We start from the raw sequence: 21,508 nt of genomic DNA, 5'->3' as shown, positions 1-21,508 counted from the left end.
AAACGTTTGATTAATAAAATCCAAGACAAAAAAAGGTGCCGCATATGGGCACCTTTTCTTATTTATTCGATACAGCTTTCACTGGCACGGCATTATAGTATTCTTCCAATGTACTCTTCGTTTCGGAAATTTCAGTTGCGGCTTCGACACCAACATAGCGGATGTGCCATGGTTCGTATTTATAGCCTGTGATGTTTTCCTTGCCTTCTGGATAGCGGATGATAAATCCGTATTCATGGGCATGCTCGGCAAGCCAGGTTGCTTCATTCGTGTCACCGAAGCAGTCTTGGGCAGCACATGCGCCGTCGTGGGTCGTAACATCAATCGCGAGACCCGTTTCATGCTCGCTTGTCCCAGGCATTGCACTGTAGGTTCTCGCTTTTTCTTCCCCGTCCTTAGCCACATAGTTATTAAAGACCGCGATTTGTGTTTGATGTGAACGGTATGCGGAAACACCGGCAAAGTGCATGTTTTCTTTTTCGGCAGCCTGGAACAATTTTTCAAGAGCCTTTCCCGCTTCTTTGCGCATCATTCTTTTTTCAATTTTATCTTGAAAGATGAAATCCACTTTTGGGTAGATAAGGTCCTCAGGTTTGTAATCTTCCGGCAGGCTGTATTGTTTATTGACAAGTACAGGTATGCTTTCCGGGTTGGCTAATGTCTGAAGGCCAGCCTGTGCGGGTTTAACCGTTTCATCAACTTCCACCTGGCGTTGGGCCGATTCATTTGAATCATTATTCTTATCAGTTTCTGTCTCCTTATCCTGGGAGCTCGGTTGTTCTTCTTTTGGCTCTTTTTTATCATCGCTGGTCAGGTCGAATGAACAGCCAGCCATCAGAATGAAAGATGATAGAGCGGTTGCTGCAAATATAGGTTTTAACATATGAAAGGCCCCTTGCTTTTAATATAAGATTTCCAATAGAAATAGTTTTGAAAGATTATCGTGATAAGTAATCCCTTGTTAATTCACTTTGATATTTATCAAGAAATAAGCCAATCCAGACCACCATCAACAAAAAAGGATAATCATTACGGATTGCGGTTTCCAAGACAGGATCAGACCAAAAGTGCGAAAGGAAACCAGATGACATCCTGATTGTCTCAAATGTGACAAGGGCGTGCAGCGATAACCAAAGAATCGTAAGGGTATTGGTCCCAAACCCGATCACCGCTGCTATGATGCTCAGCAAGACGGCTGCTGCCCCAATCAGGAGGACATGGAAGCTTGATTGGAAAAAGTCGATACCGCTATTGGAAAGTCCATTATAAATAATAGCAGTAAAATAAACGGTTGTCGTGATATATGCAGCAAATAATAAGTATCGATTTCCATGATACTTTGCCAGCAGCAATAGAAGCGGTGATAGGATGATTAATAGGACACTTATAAGATTGCTTCCGCCTGTCCATAAAGAATAACCGGCAAACGCCGAGAATAGGATGGTCAGGAGATCAAGAATCCGAAGTATGGACTTAAACATGGTGACACCTCTTTCTCTTTATGCAAATTATCTCAAACTTTGTTTCAAAAAKAAAATAAACGACTATGGATTTAGGAATTCTTACCATTATAGTATAACAAAGATTGTGGATATTTAGTGGGTGTGGTAAAGTTAAAGTAATTGTTTATTGGTTCTTCAGGAGGTGTAATTGCATGCATGCATTTCTCATAACGCTTTTAGTGATTGTCAGTATCGCCCTCATTGTGACGGTATTGCTTCAATCAGGTAAAAGTGCAGGTTTATCAGGTGCGATTGCCGGCGGTGCCGAGCAGCTATTCGGAAAGCAAAAGGCACGCGGTTTGGACCTAGTTTTACATCGGGCAACGGTAGTATTGGCCATTTTATTCTTTGCTTTAACTTTACTTGTTGCATTCTTTGATGTGTAATGGATCAAAAATGAGTCTAGCTAAATAGCTAGGCTTTTTTCTTTGCACAATAGTCGCATGAATAGATATAGTGATTTTAGTACTTAATTATAGGATAGGGAATTCTATTTACCGATAAAGGAGTTTAAAATCATGAAAATCAAGCTGCAGCAGCCCTTTACTTTTAAAGGCGGAAAAAGAGCTGTTTTACTTTTACATGGATTTACGGGGAATTCCGCAGATGTGCGGATGCTTGGCCGTTACTTGGAGAAACAGGGATACACCTGCCATGCCCCGCATTATAAAGGACATGGCGTTCCGCCAGAGGAGTTAGTGAAAACGGGTCCAACAGATTGGTGGAAAGATGTCATGATGGCCTACGATTTTCTTAAAAGCGAAGGCCATGAAGAAATTGCTGTTGCCGGACTCTCATTAGGAGGCGTATTTTCTCTGAAATTAGGTTACACTGTACCTATAAAGGGTATCGTAACAATGTGTGCGCCTATGTATATCAAAAGTGAAGAAATGATGTATAAAGGAGTATTGGAGTACGCTAGAGAATTTAAGAAGTACGAAGGGAAAACTCAAGAGCAAATAGAGCTTGAAATGGACCTTCTTGCCGAAAAGCCCATGAATACATTGAAAGCCCTTCAGGAATTGATAACGGATGTACGAGAGCACGTCGACCTTATTTACGCGCCGACATTTGTCGTGCAGGGCCGGCATGATGATGTTATCAATCCCAAAAGTGCCGATATTATTATTGATGCCATTGAATCACCTGTCAAACAAATCAAGTGGTATGAAGAATCCGGTCATGTCATAACTCTTGATAAAGAACGAAACCAATTGCATGAAGATGTATTTGAATTTTTAGAAAGCCTGGATTGGTCCGAATAACAAAATTATCATACCCTGAATAGGAGGGTTTTTATGGAAGATAACATTCAAGAACATATTAATAAGCTGCTGACGTACATGACGGATGAAGCATATAAGCCGTTAACCGTACAAGAACTGGAAGAGGCTTTGAAAATCGAAGACTCGGCAGATTTCAAGAATTTCGTTAAGGCTTTAGTTAAGATGGAAGAAAAGGGATTGGTGGTCAGAACGAGAAGCAATCGTTACGGCCTGCCGCAAAAAATGAATTTGTTCCGCGGTAAATTAACGGGACATGCAAAGGGATTCGCTTTTGTTACACCTGAAGATAACCCAGGTATGGATGATATTTTCATTCCGCCAAATGAAACGGGTACAGCGATGCATGGAGATGTCGTCATGGTACGAGTATCTTCGGAAACATCCGGCTCAAGACAAGAAGGCACGGTCATCAGAATACTTGAACGCGGAATTACACAAGTGGTCGGTACATACTCGGAAAGTAAAAGTTTTGGTTTCGTCATCCCTGATGATAAAAAGATTGCAAACGATATCTTCATTCCACAGCATGCTTCCCATGGAGCGGTAGAGGGACATAAGGTTGTCGTCAAGCTGACTTCTTATCCTGAAGGACGTGTAAGTGCAGAAGGCGAAGTCATTGAGATTCTTGGGCATAAGAATGACCCTGGTGTGGATATTCTTTCCGTGATCCATAAATATGGTTTGCCGATGGAGTTCCCGGATGACGTCATGGAGCAAGCCAATGCCGTTTCGGATACCATTCAAGAAAGTGAAATTGGCAGTCGCAGGGATTTGCGGAATGATGTTTTGGTCACGATTGATGGAGCGGATGCAAAGGACCTGGATGATGCCGTCACTGTTTCTAAACTTGAAAATGGCAATTATAAGCTTGGTGTCCATATTGCGGATGTCAGCCATTATGTGACGGAAGGTTCGCCAATCGATAAGGAAGCCTTAGAAAGGGGGACAAGCGTTTATTTAGTTGACAGGGTCATTCCGATGATCCCGCATCGTTTATCGAATGGCATTTGTTCCTTGAACCCACAAGTCGACCGTTTTACACTTTCTTGTGAAATGGAAATCACGCCAAATGGTGAAGTTGTCAACCATGAGATTTTCGAAAGTGTCATTAAGACGACTGAACGTATGACATATGGCAATGTGAACAAAATCCTTGTGGATAAGGATGAAGAACAACTCGAACGCTATGAGGCTTTGGTTCCGATGTTCCAGGACATGGAGAAGTTGGCGGCCATCCTTCGTAAAAATCGGATGAACCGCGGTGCAATCGACTTTGATTTCAATGAAGCGAGAGTTATCGTTGATGAAGAGGGACATCCGACTGATGTGGTTTTACGTGAAAGGTCGGTTGCGGAAAAGCTGATTGAAGAGTTCATGCTTGCGGCCAACGAAACCGTTGCTGAGCATTTCAACCGTCTTGACGTTCCGTTCATTTACCGTATTCATGAAGATCCCAAGCCGGAAAAACTGCAGCGTTTCTTTGAATTCATTACGAACTTCGGATATATTGTACGGGGGTCAGCCAATGACGTTCATCCTAAAGCGTTACAGGAAATCATTGAGGCGGTTGCAGGTAAACCGGAAGAAACGGTCATATCCACCGTCATGCTTCGTTCCATGCAACAAGCCAAATATGACCCGGAGAGCTTAGGTCACTTTGGTTTATCAGCTGAGTTTTATACACATTTCACATCACCGATTCGCCGTTACCCGGATTTGATCGTGCACAGGTTGATCAGGACCTACTTGGTGGAAGGTAAACTCGATGAAGCTACGAAGGAGAAATGGAATGCCATTTTACCTGAAATTGCCGATCATACATCGAAACGTGAACGTCGCTCAGTCGATGCTGAACGGGAAACGGATGATTTGAAGAAAGCAGAATATATGCTTGATAAAATCGGCGAAGAATATACCGGTATCATTGGTTCGGTTACGAATTTCGGGATGTTCGTCGAGTTGCCGAACACCATTGAAGGACTTGTCCATGTCAGCTTTATGACGGATGATTATTACCGCTTCGATGAGCGTCAGCTTGCAATGATCGGGGAACGTACCGGTAATGTGTTCCGGATTGGCGATGAGATCGACGTACGTGTTTCCAACGTCAATAAAGAGGAACGCGCCATCGATTTTGAAATTATCGGCATGAAGGTAAGCCGCCCGCGTCCATCTGGCGAGAAGAAAATATTCAAAGCCAATTCAGGTGAACGCAAACGGGGCCGCGGTGGCAATGGGGGACGTAACGAAGGTAAAGGCGGCGGCCGCGGAGGCAGCCGTAATGGAGATTCGCCTTCTTCCGAGAGAAAACCGAAAAAGAAGAAAAAATTCTTTGAAAATGCGCCAGCTGCCAAGCGCAAGAGAAAACCAAAAAAGAGATAAAGATTGAGGGGGGGGATGATCATTTCATCCTCTCGCCGCGATTGGATGTAAAAAAGGGGAGAGTTAGATGCCAAAAGGCTCAGGTAAACAACTAGCACAAAATAAAAAAGCTTATCATGATTTCTTTATTGAACAAACGTTTGAAGCAGGTATCGTTTTGAAAGGGACGGAAATCAAGGCAATCCGTGCGGCCCGAGTGAATTTGAAGGATGCCTTTGCTAAAATAGAAAATGGTGAAATCTATCTTCATAATATGCATGTCAGTCCATATGAGCAGGGAAACCAGTTTAACCATGACCCGTTGCGGACACGAAAGCTTCTTTTGCATAAGAAAGAAATCAGTAAATTGATCGGTGAAACAAAGGAAACAGGTTACACAATCGTCCCGTTGAAAATGTATTTAAAGAATGGCTTTGCCAAAGTTTTAATCGGACTTGGAAAAGGGAAGAAGCAATATGACAAGCGTGATGACCTGAAGAAGAAGGAAGCGAAACGCGATATTGAACGTGCTTTCCGTGATCGGCAGAAGATGTAGAACTGCCAAGACCTTACAATTGCTTTTTTGAACCAATCTGTTATAATTAATCCTGTACCGATGACAATTGAATATCAGCCAACTTGCTGACTATTCTTCTCTCGTACGCTCCATTTCTATCATGGGGACGTTACGGATTCGACAGGGATAGTTCGAGCTTAAGTTGCGAGTCGAGGGGATCGGCCTCGTTAAAACGTCAACGCCTATAACTGGCAAACAAAACAACAACCTAGCTTTCGCTGCTTAATAACAGTCGATAGCTGTTCCTCCCTCCATGGCCCACGTGGTAGGGTAAGGGACTCACTCTAAGTGGGATACGCCGGAATCCACCGTCTGAGGATGAAGGAAGAGACCAATCAGACTAGCTGCTCTGCCGCCTGTCGATAGGCTAATGAGTTCGCGAAATGCGAATATATCGACTACACTCGTAGAAGCTTAAGTGCCGTTATGTCTGGACGTGGGTTCGACTCCCACCGTCTCCACCAATACATATATTGGTGGTTTTTTATTTGTCTTCTTTTTAGTTGTTTTTGTCGAAAAATCGATAAATCGTATAATTCGCAGATAAATCAGGAGTTTTCGCAGATATATCTCCATTTTCGCAGATATATTCCCGATTTCGCAGATAAATTGTACAATCGCTATCATTTAAAGGAATATTTCCTACTGTTATAGAATCCTTTGGGAGAAACCAAGATTGGAGTGATGAAATTGATTGTAAAAAAGCGAAAAGTTCCTCTTGCCATCCGCAAATTACGTGCATTAGTGTACAGGCTTCCTCCGAATCACCCTAAACTCCCTATAATAATGAACGATCTCAAAAAAAGGGAAGCCGGCCATAAAGGAGAATGTTCCATTGATTTTCCATTAGGCTTTCTTGAACCGAAAAGCTATTACATCTTCCACGATTTAAGGCTGCAGGATCAATCCCGATTTTTTCAACTTGATACCTTATTAATCTCCAAGAAATATGCGCTTATTATTGAAGTGAAGAACATTTCAGGGGCAATCTATTTTGATCCGCATTTCAACCAGCTCATTCGAACGATAGAAGGCAAAGAGACGGCATTTCCAGATCCCATCATACAAGTCAGCCGTCAAGAATCACAGTTAACCAATTGGTTCTTGAAAAATGGTTTTCCCTCACTTCCCATCCTTTCTTTAATTGTCATCAGTAATCCCAAAACAATCATCCGTACAGCTCCTGGAAACCATAAACTCCACTATAAAGTTATCCATCGCGATGCGCTTCCCGCTAAAATAAATCGAATGGACCATTCCATAACAGACTCCCGTTTTAGTGAAAAAGATTTGAAAAAAGCAGTTCGCGTAATGAATAAACACCATATCGATGTGGACTTTTCCATTCTGGAACGATACAACCTTACCGAAAAGGACCTAATAAAAGGAGTGATATGTGAGAGTTGCAAGGGCAATCAGGTATTAAGAAGGCATGGCATGTGGATTTGCCCTCAATGCCAATTATCCAGTAAAAAAGCACATATTCCGGCTTTACGAGATTATTTTTATCTAGTAGGCTCGACGATAACGAATCGGCAGTTGAGGGACTTTTTAAATATTTCCTCTTCATCCAGTGCAACACGGATTTTGCAATCATTGAATCTGACAAGCCGCGGTGCGAATAAGGGGAGGGTATACAGCCTTTTTTTTGATGAGTGATATCTAGGTGATCAGTCCCTCAGGAGGCTGATTGTCTAAACTATACTTGATTTTGCGTTATTCATATCGTCCTACATGATAAAAAAAGACTCAAAAGAAGCTTCTCTTGAGTCTTTGTTCCGTTTCTATTCTTTTAATTCCTTGCCCATTCCCTTGAGGAAGTGGACGCCAAAGCCGATCGCCCTGTTTATGTCTGGATCATTCAATGTTTTCATTAATTTCAGAACGCCGATCTTCTTTTCGGCCTGAAGGAATTTGTTTCCTTCATCAATTCCTGAAAGTGCACTATTCAGCAGTTTCGTGGATTGTGCGGCATCGGCGTTCATCAAGGCTCCAGTTGCCCCCATAAGGGTATTGATCAGGTTAGTGACAGGTTGTCTTGTGACTTGTTGAAGTGCGATTTTAGCAATTTGTTCTTTTCCTTGAAGCATGGAGGTCGCGGCTTCGAATACGCCCGAGTCATTCAGTTCATTGACGATTTTAAACATATTGTTCAAGGCATCTTCATTATCGGTAATCAGCGTTTTCAGTTCTTCCAGTTTTTGTAGCTTTATTTCTTCCTCAGTAATGGGATTATGGATTTCCGTTATAGGAGCTGCCATGATCTTCACCCTCCTTGTTTTATTTATCCGTTAAGTGAACATACCCTGGACGGGCCCACTTACGTTCAACCTCGACACCATTTTGAGGATGGCGTTTTTTGTTCCGTGGATTGGTGCCCGGTAATGGGATGTCACCGCTTGCGCTTAATACTTCCATGCGGACCATCGTCTGTTTGTATGCGGGTGTGCTTGTGCGTTGATCATAGATAGGACCAGTCAGGAAGTTAATGGCTGAATCTTTATCGACTGAGTTCATCGGTAAAAATAGCTCATTATTTTTTACTCGGTCTGTGATCAGGACTTTTAATTTAACGGCCCCGAATGGTGACACTAAGCGAACGAGTCCGCCATCACTGACTTTACGTTCTTTTGCAAGTTCTGGTGAAACCTCAACGAAAATATCAGGTACCTTTGATTGGATTCCGTTGGATTTGTTCGTCATATTGCCTTCATGGAAATGCTCCAGGATGCGTCCATTATTGATATGAAGGTCATATTCTGCTGGGAATTTATGAGGTTCTACCCAGTCAGCCAGTGCAAAGCGTGCTTTCTTATCAGGGAAGTTGAAGCCATCCACATAAAGAAGCGGCGTGTTTGATCCATCATGGCTTCCCCATAGGAAGCTGTTCCAGCCTTCCAGCACATCGTAATTCGCTTGGCTGAATATCGGTGACAGGCTGGCCATTTCATCATAAATTTCACTAGGATGGGTGTAGTTCCAATTCGCACCTAAGCGGTTGGCGATCTCTTGAGTGATCTCCCAGTCCGCTTTAGAATCACCCATAGTGGGAAGGGCTTTATATAAACGCTGTACACGGCGCTCTGTATTGGTGAATGTTCCGTCTTTTTCAAGAGATGGAGCTCCGGGTAATACCACGTCAGCATATTGGGCTGTCCTTGAAAGGAAAATATCCTGGACAACAAAGAAATCCAACCCGGATAACACTTTATCAACATGGTTTGCATCCGCATCGACAAGTGCCATATCTTCACCTACAAGATACATGGCCTTCATATCGCCTTTTTCTATCGCTTTAAGCATTTCAATATTGTTCATGCCTGGTTTGCCATCAATTTTCACTCCATAAGCTTTTTCGAATTTAGCACGTGCCACGTCATCGGTAACATGCTGATATCCTGGAAGCCATGTTGGAAGAGTGCCCATATCGCAAGCTCCCTGTACATTGTTATGGCCGCGAAGCGGATAAGCTCCCGCTCCTGGGCGACGGTAGTTGCCTGTAGCTAATAGCAGGTTGGAAATTGCAGCCGAAGTGTCGGAAGCACCAGTGTTTTGTGTAACGCCCATTCCCCAGAGAATGCATGTTCCGTCTGCATCGCGAATTGTCTCGGCTATTTGGATCAATGTTTCTTTTGAAATACCTGTGTGTGTTTCTGCGTATTCCAAGGTGTATTTTTCAAGTACTTCTTTATAATCGTCGAAGAAGTTAACATTTTCATTGATGAATTCTTGATCATGCCAGCCTTGATCGATCATATATTTTGTAACCGCCATCAACCAAACCTGGTCTGTTCCTTGTTTTGGACTGATATGGATGTCGGAACGCTCGGCCATTTCATTTTTGCGGATGTCAGCTACGATCAGTTTTTGTCCGTGAAGCTTGTGTGCCCGTTTAACGCGTGTCGCCAGTACGGGATGGCCTTCTGCCGGGTTAGCCCCAACGATGATGACAAGACCTGCTGCGGCGATATCTTTAATCGTACCAGCATCACCGCCCATGCCGACTGTACGGAACAGTCCGTCAGTTGCTGGGGATTGACAGTAACGAGAGCAATTGTCGACATTGTTCGTTTCGAACATTTGCCGTGCCAGTTTTTGAATCACATAGTTTTCTTCATTCGTGATCTTGGATGAGGAAATGAAGCCTACAGAATTTTCGCCGTATTGCTGTTTGATCGAACCCAGTCTGGATGCAACCAAATCAAGTGCTTCATCCCAGCTTGATTCAACGAATCTTCCATTTTTCCGAATCAGGGGCTTTGTCAAACGTTTTTCCGAGTTTACGAAGTCCCAGCCGAATTTCCCTTTGACACATGTGGATATCGCATTGACGGGTGCTTCATGAGTAGGTTGGACTTTAAGGATTTTACGGCCTTTTGTCCAGACTTCGAAAGTGCATCCTACCCCACAGAACGTACAGACTGTTTTTGTCTTCTTCGTCCGTGTATCACGCATTGCCGCTTCAATCTCCGAAATGGCAAAAATCCCGCTGTATCCAGGTTCCACTTCTTTGACAAGGTCAATCATTGGTTCAAGCATATCGCTTTTTAAACCAGACATGAAACCCGCCTCACCCAGCATCGATTTTTCCATTAATGCATTACATGGACAAATGGTTACACACTGTCCGCAACCTACACAAGATGAGTTATTGATTTCCGTTCCTTCATCCCAAATTACCCGAGGGCGTTCTGCTTCCCAGTCGATGGAGAGCGTCTCATTGACCTGAAGGTTTTGGCAAACTTCGACACATTGCCCGCATGCGATGCATTGATTGGCATCATAACGGTAAAATGGATGGGACATATCGACGGCACCCAATTCCACTTTCGGTGTGTAAGGATATTTTTGGTGTTCAATTTCCATTAATTCTGCTGTGTTATGTAGTTTGCAATTTCCGTTATTATTATCACATACAGTACAGTATAAAGAATGGTTTTCCAGGATCCGGTCCATGGCCTCGGTTTGGGCTTCTTTTGCCTTGCTTGAGTCCAAGGCTATATCCATGCCTCTCATTGCTTTTGTCGAACATGATCTGACGAGTTTCCCATTGACCTCGACGATGCATGTGTCGCATGTTTGGATCGGATCCACTTCGGGAACATAACAAATCTGTGGATGAGCTATCTCATTTTGATTGATGACCTCCAGTATTGTCGTTCCTTCATTTGCTGTATAATCCTTCCCATTGATTTTGATAGAAATGTTTGAATCGCTCATTATATTTCCCCCTTTTATAGCCAAAAAGACGCAAAAAACCACCATGATTACACCTTCGGCTCTAAAACGGTGGTGTAGGTCATGGTGGAATAGTTTAATAGCAAAGCTTGCCAATATACCAATCCATACCATAATGGATAATTTTAAAAAAGATAGGGACACAACAGTACACTATTATGCTCCCAACTTTCATCATTGATATTATACCTTTAATTATAAAAAGAAACAATCCTGTAAAGAGGGTATCATTCCCAAATTCCTTTCGTTTTTTGTCGCGTTGATTTATGATAAGAAAATTGAGAACTTAATTTTCTTAAAATTGGAGTGACGTAACGGTGTCAAAAGTTATCCATGAATTCAATGATATGATTCGTAAGCTGCGCAAGGAACTATTCGGTAAAGGACCAGAACGGATACACACGGTTTTCGTGGAAAATATGGCCGTTTCTACGTTATATGGGAATTTGACTCCTACGGAAATGTTCATATCAAGATCGGAGGAAGGAAGGGAAATGGTCCATTCAGCACGAACCAAAATGGTTCAGGATGTGTATTCGGAGAGTCCTCCAGATGGAATGGAAGATCTGGTTGGAGCTAAACTGGTCCATTTGTTTTCAGACATCAAAATTAAAGAGAACATAGCGATTTCCGTATTCGTATTTGATAAGGATATAGCGGCCAAACACAACGGGCATTGACCATGTTCCTTACATATTGGTCAATTGGCTCCTGGATAGTAAAAGGAGTGGGAACATGAAGGCGATTGAAATGAAGAGGAAGATCATCCGGATAACCAAAGGCAACATCGAGCGGACGGAAGATACGATCGTAACGGAGTATCCCGTTACTGTCAAAATAAATGGCCAGGAATTCGTCACGATGGTTTGTACTCCTGAATACATCGAGGATATGGTGATTGGTTATTTGGCTTCGGAAGGCATCATCAAAAAATATGATGAGATAAAAGAAATTTGGGTCCAGGAAAAAGAAGGCTTTGTTCATGTGAAGATAGATAAAGTGAATCCCTACTTCCAGGACTTTCAAAATAAGCGGTATATTACATCATGCTGCGGAATGAGCAGACAAGGGTTCGTCTTTGTGAATGATGCATTGACTGCCAAGAAAATGGATAATGTTTCGGTGAGACTGACTCCCGGTGACTGCTTCCGCTTGATGAAGGATTTACAAAATTCCGCTGTCACCTTCCAGAACACAGGCGGAGTCCACAATGCGGCTTTATGTGATGTCGATGGCCTCGTATTAAGCAGGATGGACATCGGCCGGCATAATGCCTTGGACAAAATATACGGCCATTGCTTGAAAAATGGTATTTCGATAGAAGGGAAAGCCATCGTGTTCAGCGGCCGGATTTCATCGGAAATTCTCTTGAAAGTGGCGAAAATCGGCTGTGAACTGATCCTCTCGAAATCCGCTCCAACCGAATTGGCTTTGGAGCTTGCTGAAGGATTGGGAATCACCACGGTCGGGTTCATTCGTAATGATTCACTGAATATCTATACATGCCCTGAAAGAATTCAATTGAATGACTGAGCATCTTCCGCTTGAAAGATGCTTACGGGAAAGTCCTTGCCGGCATGGCTTGGGCTTTTTTTTGTCTTTGTCAAAGGCTCTTTTCGTAAAGATTGTTGTTTTTAAAACGAAACTATTTAAGGTTGATTGGAGCGGAAGTGCGAGACTCCTGCGGGAGCAGCGGGACAGGTGAGGCGTTTACGCCGAGGAGGCTCACCGCCCGCACCAAGGAAAGCGAGCATCTGGAGGGAAATCAACCACAACTCACTACCTAGTAAATAGCAACAAAGTTTGTGAAAACAGCCTTGTTAAATGATATCTCCAAAAGGCCATTTATGGTACATTTTTAATAAAACATTCAAGGAAAAGCGTATCGGAGGAAGGGTTATGAACGAAAGGGATTGGCATATTTTAAAGGTGTTGCATGAACATAAGAATATTACTAAAGCGGCGCAAAGTTTATATATTTCACAACCTTCTTTAACGAAACGGATTCAACAAATAGAGAAGGAATTCAATCTAAAGATTGTGGAGCGGGGAACAAGAGGAGTGCAGTTCACCCCTCAAGGGGAATATTTGGCCATCTGTGCAGATGAGATGCTGATCAGGCTCCGGCAGATAAAAGAGACAGCATTCAATATGGGTCAGGAGATCAGTGGAACATTACGGCTGGGTGTTTCCAACTATATTACGCTGCATAAATTGCCTGGCCTGTTGAGATTATTTCGTGAACGATATCCTAAAGTGGATTTCCATGTGACTACTGGATGGAGTAAAGAAGTACTGAATCTCATTTACAAGGAAGAAGTGCATGTCGGGATTGTACGGGGGGACTATCAATGGTCAGGATCAAGGCATCATCTTTTTGAGGAAACGATTTGTATTGCTTCTAAGGAAAAAATCGAAGTTCGGGACCTGCCCTCATTGCCGAGGATCGATTATAGGACCGACGCCCTTTTAAAAACAATGATCGAAAATTGGTGGAGGGACAATTTTTCAGGACCTCCTTTGGTGGGTATGGAAGTGGATAAAGGCGATACATGCAAAGAAATGGTCAGGAATGGACTGGGATATGGGATCCTTCCTAGTGTTTTATTGGAGAAAGACCAAAGCCTCCGGCAAATGGACCTTAAGGATAAGCAAGGAAATCCTCTTATCAGGAATACATGGATGTTATATCATGAAAAGTCGCTGGAATTAAAACTGGTCAAAGCGTTTGTCGAATTTGTCAAAGATGTCGATTTCATGAGTGATATTTAAATAGAAGCGCAGAAACCTCTGTGCTTTTTTGCCATTCCGTTTTTGAATGGTTAACGATAATTTATTGGTATTTTAATTATGGCTTTCACGGCATTATGATAGATGGGAGATGTAAATCAACAGGAATTAGCCTAAGGAATGGAGAGGAAGTCAAGTGAGTGTCCTGTTTCTAATCGTATTGAATGTCATTGTGCCGGTCTTTTTCCTTATAGGGGCGGGGGCCATTATGCATCGTAAATTCAAGCTGGATCTGAATACGCTGTCTAAATTGAATAACTTCCTGCTCATGCCGGCCATTAGTTTTGTCAATATATATCAAAGCAATATGGGCGGGGGGATGATTGTCCAGATATTCAGCTTCCTTGCTCTTCAAGCAGTAAGCCTCATCATCGTGAGCTCAGTGATTGCTAAACTTGCCAGGTTCGATCAAAGTCTCTCTGCCACGTTTAAAAATAGTGTGGTCTTGAATAACTCAGCCAATTTCGGGTTACCCGTCAGTCAGATGGTTTTTCATGCCAATCCTCTTGGCCTGTCGATCCAAGTCATCGTGATCATTTTTCAAAACCTGTTGACCTATACCTATGGATTGATGAATTCCGTTTCCGTCCATACAAAAAGTGCCAAGGGTGCCATTCGCGAGTTCCTGAAGAACCCCGTCATTTATGCTCTTTTACTCGGTCTACTATTACAGGCCACTTCTTTTGAAATTCCTCTGTTCCTATGGACCCCGATTAATAATATCGCGAGTGCTTTCATAGCCATAGCCTTGATTACATTGGGTGCACAGAGTGCCTACTTGAAAATGACGCATTTCCCTCTTCCGCTTATCCTTAGCTTGATTGGACGTTTAATACTCTCGCCATCCATCGCATTCCTGATCATTCTCATGCTGGGCTTGGAAGGGACTGTCGCTCAGGGGTTATTTATCGCAAGTTCATTTCCAACATCTAGAAACAGCGCATTATTCGCTTTGGAATATGACAACCATCCGGAGTATGCGGCACAGGCGGTCTTGATGTCGACTTTATTCAGCAGTATAACGGTAACAATGGTCGTATATCTATCAAAAATACTATTCTAGCAGGGCTGCTCGCAATGGGCAGTCTTTTTCCACATGTCCACCCATAAAACTTTATGAACAATATGGATATTATGAAATTTATGTATTTTAGGTGAATAATTAAAGAAAAGGTAGATAATTTTGTAGAATTAAGAAAACGCTTTCAAAAGGGGGATTCATATGTTTTCTCGTAAAAAGATTTATGCGGTCATATTGGCAAGTTCTCTAGCTTTAAGTTTAGGTGCATGCAGCAGTTCGGATACATCAGGAGAGAAGAAAGAAAGTACAGGTTATCCGAAAAAGGCCATTACGATCGTTGCTCCTTCGGGTGCAGGTGGGGGATGGGATTTGACGGCCCGTTCATTTACAAAGGTCTTGGGGGAGACAAAACTGGTGAACCAGCCATTAACCGTCGAAAACAAACCCGGTGGCGGGGGTGCTGTCTTCATGGCGGATTATGCGACACAGCAAGCAGATAATAATGACATGCTTTTCGTGAATTCACCGCCTGTCATCATCAATAACCTTAAAAAAGAGGGAAACAGTCCTTATGGATATAAAAATACGACTCCATTGGCGCAGCTGACAAAAGATTATGGAGCGATAGTGGTAAAGGCGGATTCTGAATTCAAGGATTTGAAATCAATGCTGGAAGTGGTGAAGAAAGATCCTCGTAAGTTAACCTTTGCGGGAGGATCGGCTCCGGGATCCATGGATCATTTGATTTCCATTCTTCCAGCCTATGAATATGGCTTGAATCCAACTGAACTTAAATACGTCTCGTACGACGGTGGCGGGGAAGCGATTACGGCGTTGCTTGGTGGAAATGCGGATGTGATCGGAACGGATGCATCCAGTGTCAGGGAATTTTTAAAAGCAGGAAAGATTAGAGTGTTGGCCGTAACCTCGACTGAACGCTTGGGTGGAGATCTTAAAGACATACCGACGGCAAAGGAACAGGGTGTCGATGCGGAATTCACGATTTGGAGAGGCGTTTTTGGACCTCAGAATATGTCTGAGGAAGCGAAAACCTTTTGGGACGGATCCATTGCAAAGTTAGTTGAAACCTCTGAATGGAAAAAGGAAGTGGAAGTTCAAGGATGGGAACAAGAATATAAAAATAGTGAAGAATTCAGTAAGTTTTTAGAAGAGCAGGAGAAACAGGTGCAGAAATTATTAGAAGCTTTAGGCATGGAAAAATAATGGAGAAGAAGGAGGTGCTTTCACCTTCTTCTTATTTTCTGAAATGGAGGGATAAGGATGGACGTGAAATTCGATCGCTTTGCATCCGTAGCTTTTCTGGCTGTCGGAGTGCTGTTTATGATAGCTAGCAGGAAGCTATCCAGTTCTTCTTATGGAAGTTCGGTAGGACCGGACATTTTTCCTTTTGTATTGGGATTGGTCCTTGCCGCTTTAAGCATTCGCCTGTTCTATGAGGCGTATCGTAGCAGGAGACAAGAGTCGAGTAAGGAAAAGCTGGAGTATAAGCCCTTTATCATCATTTTTATTTCAACCTTGATTTATATTTTGACACTGGAAACGATAGGATATGTCATTACGACCTTTCTCTTTTTATTTGTTTGCTTTCAAACGATGGAACGGAATAAGTGGGTGACATCGCTCATCATTTCCGCAGGATTTTCCGGAATCGTCTATTTTTTATTCGTGAACGTTTTAAAGGGAACATTGCCGGGTTGGCCAATCTGGTTTTCATAAAAGAAAGGAGGATGGGAAGTGGACACTTTTGTTTATTTATTGCAGGGATTTGAAACGGCACTTATTTGGTATAACATACTTTTTGCATTTGTCGGGGTATTGATCGGAACCGCTGTCGGCGTTTTGCCTGGGATTGGACCGATGAGCGGTGTGGCTCTTTTAATTCCGGTAACCGCCTCGATTACAGGTGGACTTCCACCAGAGCAGGCGGCGACAAGTGCCATCATTTTACTTGCAGGTGTTTATTATGGAGCGATGTATGGAGGGTCGACGACCTCCATCCTATTGAATACACCGGGCGAATCTTCCTCTGTCGTCACGACATTGGATGGCTACCAAATGGCGAAGAAGGGCAGAGCCGGGAGTGCGTTATCCATTTCGGCCATCGGTTCCTTCGTTGGAGGGATAGTCACACTTATTGCCATGATTGCCTTAGCTCAGCCATTATCGACGATTGCCATTAAATTCGGTCCGGCTGAGTATTTTTCGCTTATGATTCTAGGTTTGGCGGCTGTCAGTGGTCTCGCGGGAAAATCCGTAACAAAGGCGTTAATTATGACTGTTTGCGGCTTGCTGATTGGGACGATAGGCATTGATAATGTATCAGGAATAGCCCGTTTTACTTTCGATGTTCCCTGGTTATATCAGGGGATTGAATTCCTGACAATTGCAGTAGGATTATTCGCCCTTGGAGAAGTGTTCAAGACGATCTTAGAAAAAGAAGAGGATGACGGGGAAATCGCGAAGATTAGTAATTTGATTCCTTCCAGAGAAGAGTTCAAGGAATCTGCGGGTCCCATTGCCCGGGGATCGCTCTTGGGTTTCTTTGTAGGAATCCTGCCGGGTGCAGGGGCCACTCTTGCTTCGTTCTTCTCATACCTTATGGAAAAACGGATTTCAAAAAAACCCGAGAAATTTGGCACGGGGGCGATTGCTGGAGTGGCTGGACCTGAAACGGCCAATAACGCCGCGTCTGGGGGAGCGATGATTCCATTATTGACGCTGGGAATTCCAGGTTCTGGTACAACGGCCATTTTAATGGGTGCACTCATGATGTACAATGTCCAGCCTGGTCCATTATTATTCGAAGATCATCCTCAGGTGGCTTGGGGACTTATCGCAAGCATGTTCATAGGGAATCTGATGCTCCTCATCCTTAATCTACCGCTCGTTAAGGTTTTTGCGAAAATCATTGAAACGCCAAAGCAATATTTGATTCCGATCATTATCGCCATTTCCATTTTTGGCGTTTATGCGGTACAAGTATCGACTTATGATTTATTGCTATTATTAGGATGCGGGGTCTTGGGATATTTCTTAAGTAAAAATGATTATCCTATCGCCCCATTGGTATTAGGGCTGGTCTTAGGACCGATGATAGAAAATAATATGCGCAGGGCCTTGACGATATCCGATGGGGATTACAGTTTGTTTTTCACTCGGCCGCTTTCCCTAACCTTCCTGATTGTAACGGCATTATGGCTGCTCATTCCGGTTTTACTTAAGAAGAGGGGGAAGGATGTTGTCATTAATATTGAAGGTTAACTGATATTTTCTGAATGTTATGAAAACCCCTTTTTTAAAGGGGTTTTTTTTTATATGATGTATGAAGAGGTGATTGAATGCGTTTACACACCAAGTTGATGCTGGGCATCTGTACGTTAATCATCTTAATGGGGGGAATCTTTGAAGTTATTTTTATAAATATCTTAGAAAATAACCTGAAACAGGAAACAGGGGAAAAAGCATTGTCGGTTGCCCAGACCATTTCTTTGCTGCCTGAGATTAAACAAGCTTTTCGGACGGAAAATCCTTCTGTAATCATTCAGCCCATCGCGGAAAAGATTCGCAGGCAGATCGATGCGGAATTCATAGTAATAGGAGATGAGAATGAAACACGGCTGTCCCATCCGGATCCAAACTTGATCGGGAAGAAAATGGTAGGGGGGGATAACGGCGAGGTTTGGAATGGGAAATCCATCATCACGGAGTCGACTGGGACATTGGGTCCTTCCATAAGGGGGAAATCCCCGATAATGGCAAATGGAAAAGTCATTGGTGTAGTCTCTGTTGGCTACCTACAGGATGATATTGAAAAAGAAGTGTCCAGAATACAACGAAAGATAGTATGGACCATCTCTATTATCTTAATCGGCGGTTTATTAATAGCCTTTTTAATTTCATTAAATATAAAAAAGGCGATATTGGGTCTTGAGCCGAAAGAGATTGCCTGGATGTTTCAAGAAAAGCATGCCATTTTGGAAACGATTCATGAAGGCATCATCGCCATTGATGTTCATGGGAAAATCACCGTCGTCAATGAAACGGCACATAAAATCCTGGATATCCCTAAAGACGTCATGCTTCGCGGGGAAAAAATTGAAGAAGTCATCAGGCATACACATTTGCTGGATGTGGTCAGCACGGCACAGGCCGAGTATGACCAGGAATTCATGATTGACGGTGAAATTTTTTTGGCAAGCCGGATTCCCATTTTGAATGGACAGGGTGAAGTCATCGGCGCTGTTGCAAGTTTGCGGAATAAGTCGGAACTATCCAATCTCCTTCAAGAACTATCACATGTAAAGGCGTATGCAGAAGGGCTCAGGGCCCAGACACATGAATATTCCAATCGGCTCTATACTCTATTAGGCCTGATCCAACTGGGATCCTATAAAGAAGCGATTGATTTCATATCGAAGGAAGTGGATGTCACTCAAGGCTTCATTCACTTTCTGATGAAGGAAGTGCCTGATCCGATTATTGCCGGGTTCATTTTAGGGAAAGTAAGTTTAGCCAGCGAGCTGAAAATTGATTTTACTATTGATAGAGAAAGCAGTTTTAAAGATATTCCGCCCGAAATAGATCGGGATTTATTAGTGACGATCATCGGCAACCTTATCAATAACGCCTTCGAAGCTGTACGGGAAAATCAAAGGGAGGAAAAAAGGGTATCGTTGTTCGTGACGGATCTGGGTAAAGAGTTGATCATTGAAGTTGAAGATAATGGGAAAGGAATGAATTCAGAGGTTACCGAACGTATTTTCCAGGACGGTTTTACGACGAAAAGCCATCAAACCAATTCAGGTATAGGTTTGGGCCTTGTTCAGGAAGCGATTGATGGATTAGGGGGATATATCACTTTTTCGACGAGAGAAGGGGAATATACGATCTTTACTATAGCCATACCAAAAAACAGAGGGGTGATTAAATGAAAGCCATTCGCGATATAGAAGTTTTAATCGTAGAAGATGACTTACGGATTGCCGAGATACAGAGGCTATTCATCGAAAAGATTGAGGGGTTTAAAGCAATCGGGATCGCATCAAGTTATGTCGAGGCTAAAAGCTTCATTGAAATCATGCAGCCGGATTTATTATTGCTCGATATGTATTTTCCGGATATGAATGGGCTCGATATCTTGAAAGATATTAAGCAGCAAAGCAAACAAATGGATGTCATTATGATAACGGCGGCAAAAGAGATCGAAAAGGTCCAGGAGGCCATCAAGATCGGCATATTTGATTATATTATCAAGCCTGTCGCATTTGAGCGTTTCAAGCAGTCCTTACGCAGATATAAAGAGTATTACATTAAATTGTCTGAATTGGAAAAGGGCAATTTTCCCGTGACGCAGCAACAGGTGGATAAGCTATTGCGAAAGGAAATGAATGACAAGGATAGGGCCCAGACTTCACTGCCAAAAGGAATCGATAGGATGACTTTGGAGAAGGTGATGGTTGTTTTGGGGAAAGCCTCCCCGGGGTTAACTGCCGAAATAGTGGCAAAGGAAATCGGGGTGAGCAGGACAACGGCAAGGCGCTATCTTGAACACTTGATGTCCGAGGAAAAAATCGAAGCCGATCTAACATATGGCACGGTAGGCCGGCCTGAACGGGTTTATGCAATAAAGTAATAAATGGATTCGCCAGATGGCGGATCTCAGACTGTAGACAAACTCGATGAAAATCGAGTTTGTCTATTTTTTATGAGTTGTACAATTTGGCCGTTGATTGGAACGTAGGGCACTCGCTTTCCGCGGGCGGTAGGGGAGCCTCCTCGGCTTTCGCCTGCGGGGTCTCCCCTAGACGCGCTTTTCCCGCAGGAGTCTCGTACACCCGCTCCAATCAACTTTGTCTTACCTTTTAGATAAACACTTTTGCCWGGAGTCATTTTTGTTTTAAAATAGAAGKATTAAAACTTGAGGTGATGAGGATGCTTTCTAAACATGAKTCTATTCAGCGAGATCAACTTGAAATGATTACGTTAGATCAACTGGTGCCACYGAACCATTTGGTTCGTAAAATGGAGGCTGCCATTGACTTCACTTTCATTTATGACTTGGTGAAAGAGATGTATTCAGAGGTAGGACGCCCAAGTATTGATCCAGTTATTTTAGTTAAACTGACATTCATTCAATATACCTTCGGTATTCGTTCCATGCGTAAAACGATTGAAGAAGTTGAAACCAATATGGCTTACCGTTGGTTCTTAGGCTATGGTTTCCATGATAAAGTACCTCCTACTCCACGTTCGGGAAAAATTATGAGCGACGCTTTAAGATACAGACCTGTTTGAACAGATTTTCTATCGCATTTTAATGACAGCTGCTAATAAAAAGTTAATAAGTGCTGAACACGTTTTCGTGGATTCCACACATGTGAAAGCCAGTGCGAATAAAAGGAAATTTGAAAAGAAAATCGTTCGTAAAGAAACACGAGCGTATCAAGGGCGTCTTCAAGAAGAAATCAATCAAGATTGTGAAAACCATGGAAAGAAGCCTTTTCCATCAGATAAAATTTGATAAAGAAGAGACCAAAGAGATTAAAGAAAGTACAACGGATTCTGAGAGTGGCTACTATGTGAAAGATGAACGAACAAAACAGTTTGCCTATTCATTCCACGCGGCCGCAGACCGCAACGGTTTTGTATTGGGAACGATTGTAACACCTGGAAATATACATGACAGTCAGATCTTAGAGCCACTAGTTGAACA

Annotated in this window: 19 protein-coding genes, 1 other RNA gene and 1 pseudogene; 17 read left to right on the top strand and 4 right to left on the bottom strand. The window is 42.9% G+C overall.

Going from position 1 to position 21,508, the window contains the following annotated elements; all coding sequences use genetic code 11:
* Positions 1 to 58 precede the first annotated feature (58 nt).
* On the bottom strand, positions 59 to 883 hold the full coding sequence (locus AC1DVK_RS02475) for a M15 family metallopeptidase (protein ID WP_061465547.1): 825 nt from the start codon (positions 881 to 883) through the stop codon (positions 59 to 61).
* 55 nt (positions 884 to 938) lie between these two features.
* A complete protein-coding gene (locus tag AC1DVK_RS02470; RefSeq protein ID WP_089361934.1) occupies positions 939 to 1,481 on the bottom strand; it encodes a hypothetical protein in 543 nt (180 codons plus the stop codon).
* 173 nt (positions 1,482 to 1,654) lie between these two features.
* Between AC1DVK_RS02470 and secG the strand changes: the two genes are divergently transcribed.
* The 6 genes from secG to AC1DVK_RS02440 all read left to right on the top strand — a co-directional run bounded on the left by secG (position 1,655) and on the right by AC1DVK_RS02440 (position 7,385).
* The gene (gene secG, locus AC1DVK_RS02465) at positions 1,655 to 1,888 is read left to right on the top strand and encodes a preprotein translocase subunit SecG (RefSeq protein ID WP_061465545.1); all 234 of its coding nucleotides are present in this window, start codon (positions 1,655 to 1,657) and stop codon (positions 1,886 to 1,888) included.
* Positions 1,889 to 2,020: 132 nt separating this feature from the next.
* On the top strand, positions 2,021 to 2,767 hold the full coding sequence (locus tag AC1DVK_RS02460; protein ID WP_089361933.1) for an alpha/beta hydrolase: 747 nt from the start codon (positions 2,021 to 2,023) through the stop codon (positions 2,765 to 2,767).
* Between the two features lie 33 nt (positions 2,768 to 2,800).
* Entirely contained in the window at positions 2,801 to 5,170 is a 2,370-nt protein-coding gene (gene rnr, locus AC1DVK_RS02455; protein ID WP_061465543.1) for a ribonuclease R, read from the top strand.
* A 67-nt stretch (positions 5,171 to 5,237) separates the two neighbouring features.
* Positions 5,238 to 5,705 carry an SsrA-binding protein SmpB gene (smpB, locus tag AC1DVK_RS02450; protein ID WP_057912049.1) on the top strand — a complete coding sequence of 156 codons (468 nt, stop codon included), beginning with the start codon at positions 5,238 to 5,240 and terminating at the stop codon, positions 5,703 to 5,705.
* A gap of 123 nt (positions 5,706 to 5,828) precedes the next feature.
* Positions 5,829 to 6,190, top strand: a transfer-messenger RNA (tmRNA) gene (ssrA, locus tag AC1DVK_RS02445).
* A gap of 322 nt (positions 6,191 to 6,512) precedes the next feature.
* A complete protein-coding gene (locus AC1DVK_RS02440) occupies positions 6,513 to 7,385 on the top strand; it encodes a nuclease-related domain-containing protein (RefSeq protein ID WP_477625756.1) in 873 nt (290 codons plus the stop codon).
* A gap of 125 nt (positions 7,386 to 7,510) precedes the next feature.
* On the opposite strand, the gene AC1DVK_RS02435 is transcribed toward AC1DVK_RS02440, so the two are convergent.
* Both AC1DVK_RS02435 and fdhF read right to left on the bottom strand, forming a co-directional pair.
* Positions 7,511 to 7,987 (bottom strand): helical membrane plugin domain-containing protein, encoded by a 477-nt coding sequence (locus AC1DVK_RS02435; RefSeq protein WP_477625755.1) that lies wholly within the window; start codon positions 7,985 to 7,987, stop codon positions 7,511 to 7,513.
* Between the two features lie 19 nt (positions 7,988 to 8,006).
* Complete coding sequence (gene fdhF / locus AC1DVK_RS02430) at positions 8,007 to 10,946, bottom strand: formate dehydrogenase subunit alpha (protein WP_089361931.1); 2,940 nt, start codon at positions 10,944 to 10,946, stop codon at positions 8,007 to 8,009.
* A 335-nt stretch (positions 10,947 to 11,281) separates the two neighbouring features.
* Here fdhF and AC1DVK_RS02425 point away from each other — a divergent pair, with 335 nt between their 5' ends.
* The 11 genes and pseudogenes from AC1DVK_RS02425 to AC1DVK_RS02375 all read left to right on the top strand — a co-directional run.
* Complete coding sequence (locus AC1DVK_RS02425) at positions 11,282 to 11,644, top strand: Na-translocating system protein MpsC family protein (protein WP_477625754.1); 363 nt, start codon at positions 11,282 to 11,284, stop codon at positions 11,642 to 11,644.
* Between the two features lie 55 nt (positions 11,645 to 11,699).
* Positions 11,700 to 12,497, top strand: a complete 798-nt coding sequence (gene fdhD / locus AC1DVK_RS02420) for a formate dehydrogenase accessory sulfurtransferase FdhD (protein WP_089361929.1) — start codon at positions 11,700 to 11,702, stop codon at positions 12,495 to 12,497.
* 95 nt (positions 12,498 to 12,592) lie between these two features.
* Positions 12,593 to 12,751 (top strand): hypothetical protein, encoded by a 159-nt coding sequence (locus AC1DVK_RS02415; protein ID WP_477625753.1) that lies wholly within the window; start codon positions 12,593 to 12,595, stop codon positions 12,749 to 12,751.
* A gap of 112 nt (positions 12,752 to 12,863) precedes the next feature.
* Positions 12,864 to 13,736, top strand: coding sequence for a LysR family transcriptional regulator (locus tag AC1DVK_RS02410; RefSeq protein ID WP_410860533.1), 873 nt, complete (start codon positions 12,864 to 12,866; stop codon positions 13,734 to 13,736).
* 154 nt (positions 13,737 to 13,890) lie between these two features.
* Positions 13,891 to 14,817 (top strand): AEC family transporter, encoded by a 927-nt coding sequence (locus AC1DVK_RS02405; protein WP_089361927.1) that lies wholly within the window; start codon positions 13,891 to 13,893, stop codon positions 14,815 to 14,817.
* A gap of 159 nt (positions 14,818 to 14,976) precedes the next feature.
* Positions 14,977 to 15,999, top strand: coding sequence for a tripartite tricarboxylate transporter substrate binding protein (locus tag AC1DVK_RS02400; protein ID WP_410860531.1), 1,023 nt, complete (start codon positions 14,977 to 14,979; stop codon positions 15,997 to 15,999).
* 57 nt (positions 16,000 to 16,056) lie between these two features.
* Positions 16,057 to 16,512, top strand: coding sequence for a tripartite tricarboxylate transporter TctB family protein (locus AC1DVK_RS02395; RefSeq protein WP_410860530.1), 456 nt, complete (start codon positions 16,057 to 16,059; stop codon positions 16,510 to 16,512).
* Positions 16,513 to 16,530: 18 nt separating this feature from the next.
* Positions 16,531 to 18,057, top strand: a complete 1,527-nt coding sequence (locus AC1DVK_RS02390; RefSeq protein ID WP_477625752.1) for a tripartite tricarboxylate transporter permease — start codon at positions 16,531 to 16,533, stop codon at positions 18,055 to 18,057.
* A 77-nt stretch (positions 18,058 to 18,134) separates the two neighbouring features.
* Positions 18,135 to 19,727 carry an ATP-binding protein gene (locus tag AC1DVK_RS02385; RefSeq protein ID WP_477625751.1) on the top strand — a complete coding sequence of 531 codons (1,593 nt, stop codon included), beginning with the start codon at positions 18,135 to 18,137 and terminating at the stop codon, positions 19,725 to 19,727.
* Positions 19,724 to 20,428 carry a response regulator gene (locus tag AC1DVK_RS02380; RefSeq protein WP_089361924.1) on the top strand — a complete coding sequence of 235 codons (705 nt, stop codon included), beginning with the start codon at positions 19,724 to 19,726 and terminating at the stop codon, positions 20,426 to 20,428. The genes AC1DVK_RS02385 and AC1DVK_RS02380 overlap by 4 nt, the downstream gene beginning before the upstream one ends.
* Before the next feature lie 299 nt (positions 20,429 to 20,727).
* Positions 20,728 to 21,508: pseudogene (locus AC1DVK_RS02375) on the top strand (transposase); the annotation flags it as partial.

This window comes from Peribacillus sp. P4_B1 (genome assembly GCF_056402395.1).
Note: the sequence above shows the minus strand (reverse complement) of the source record. Positions and strands in the feature narration are given on the sequence as shown.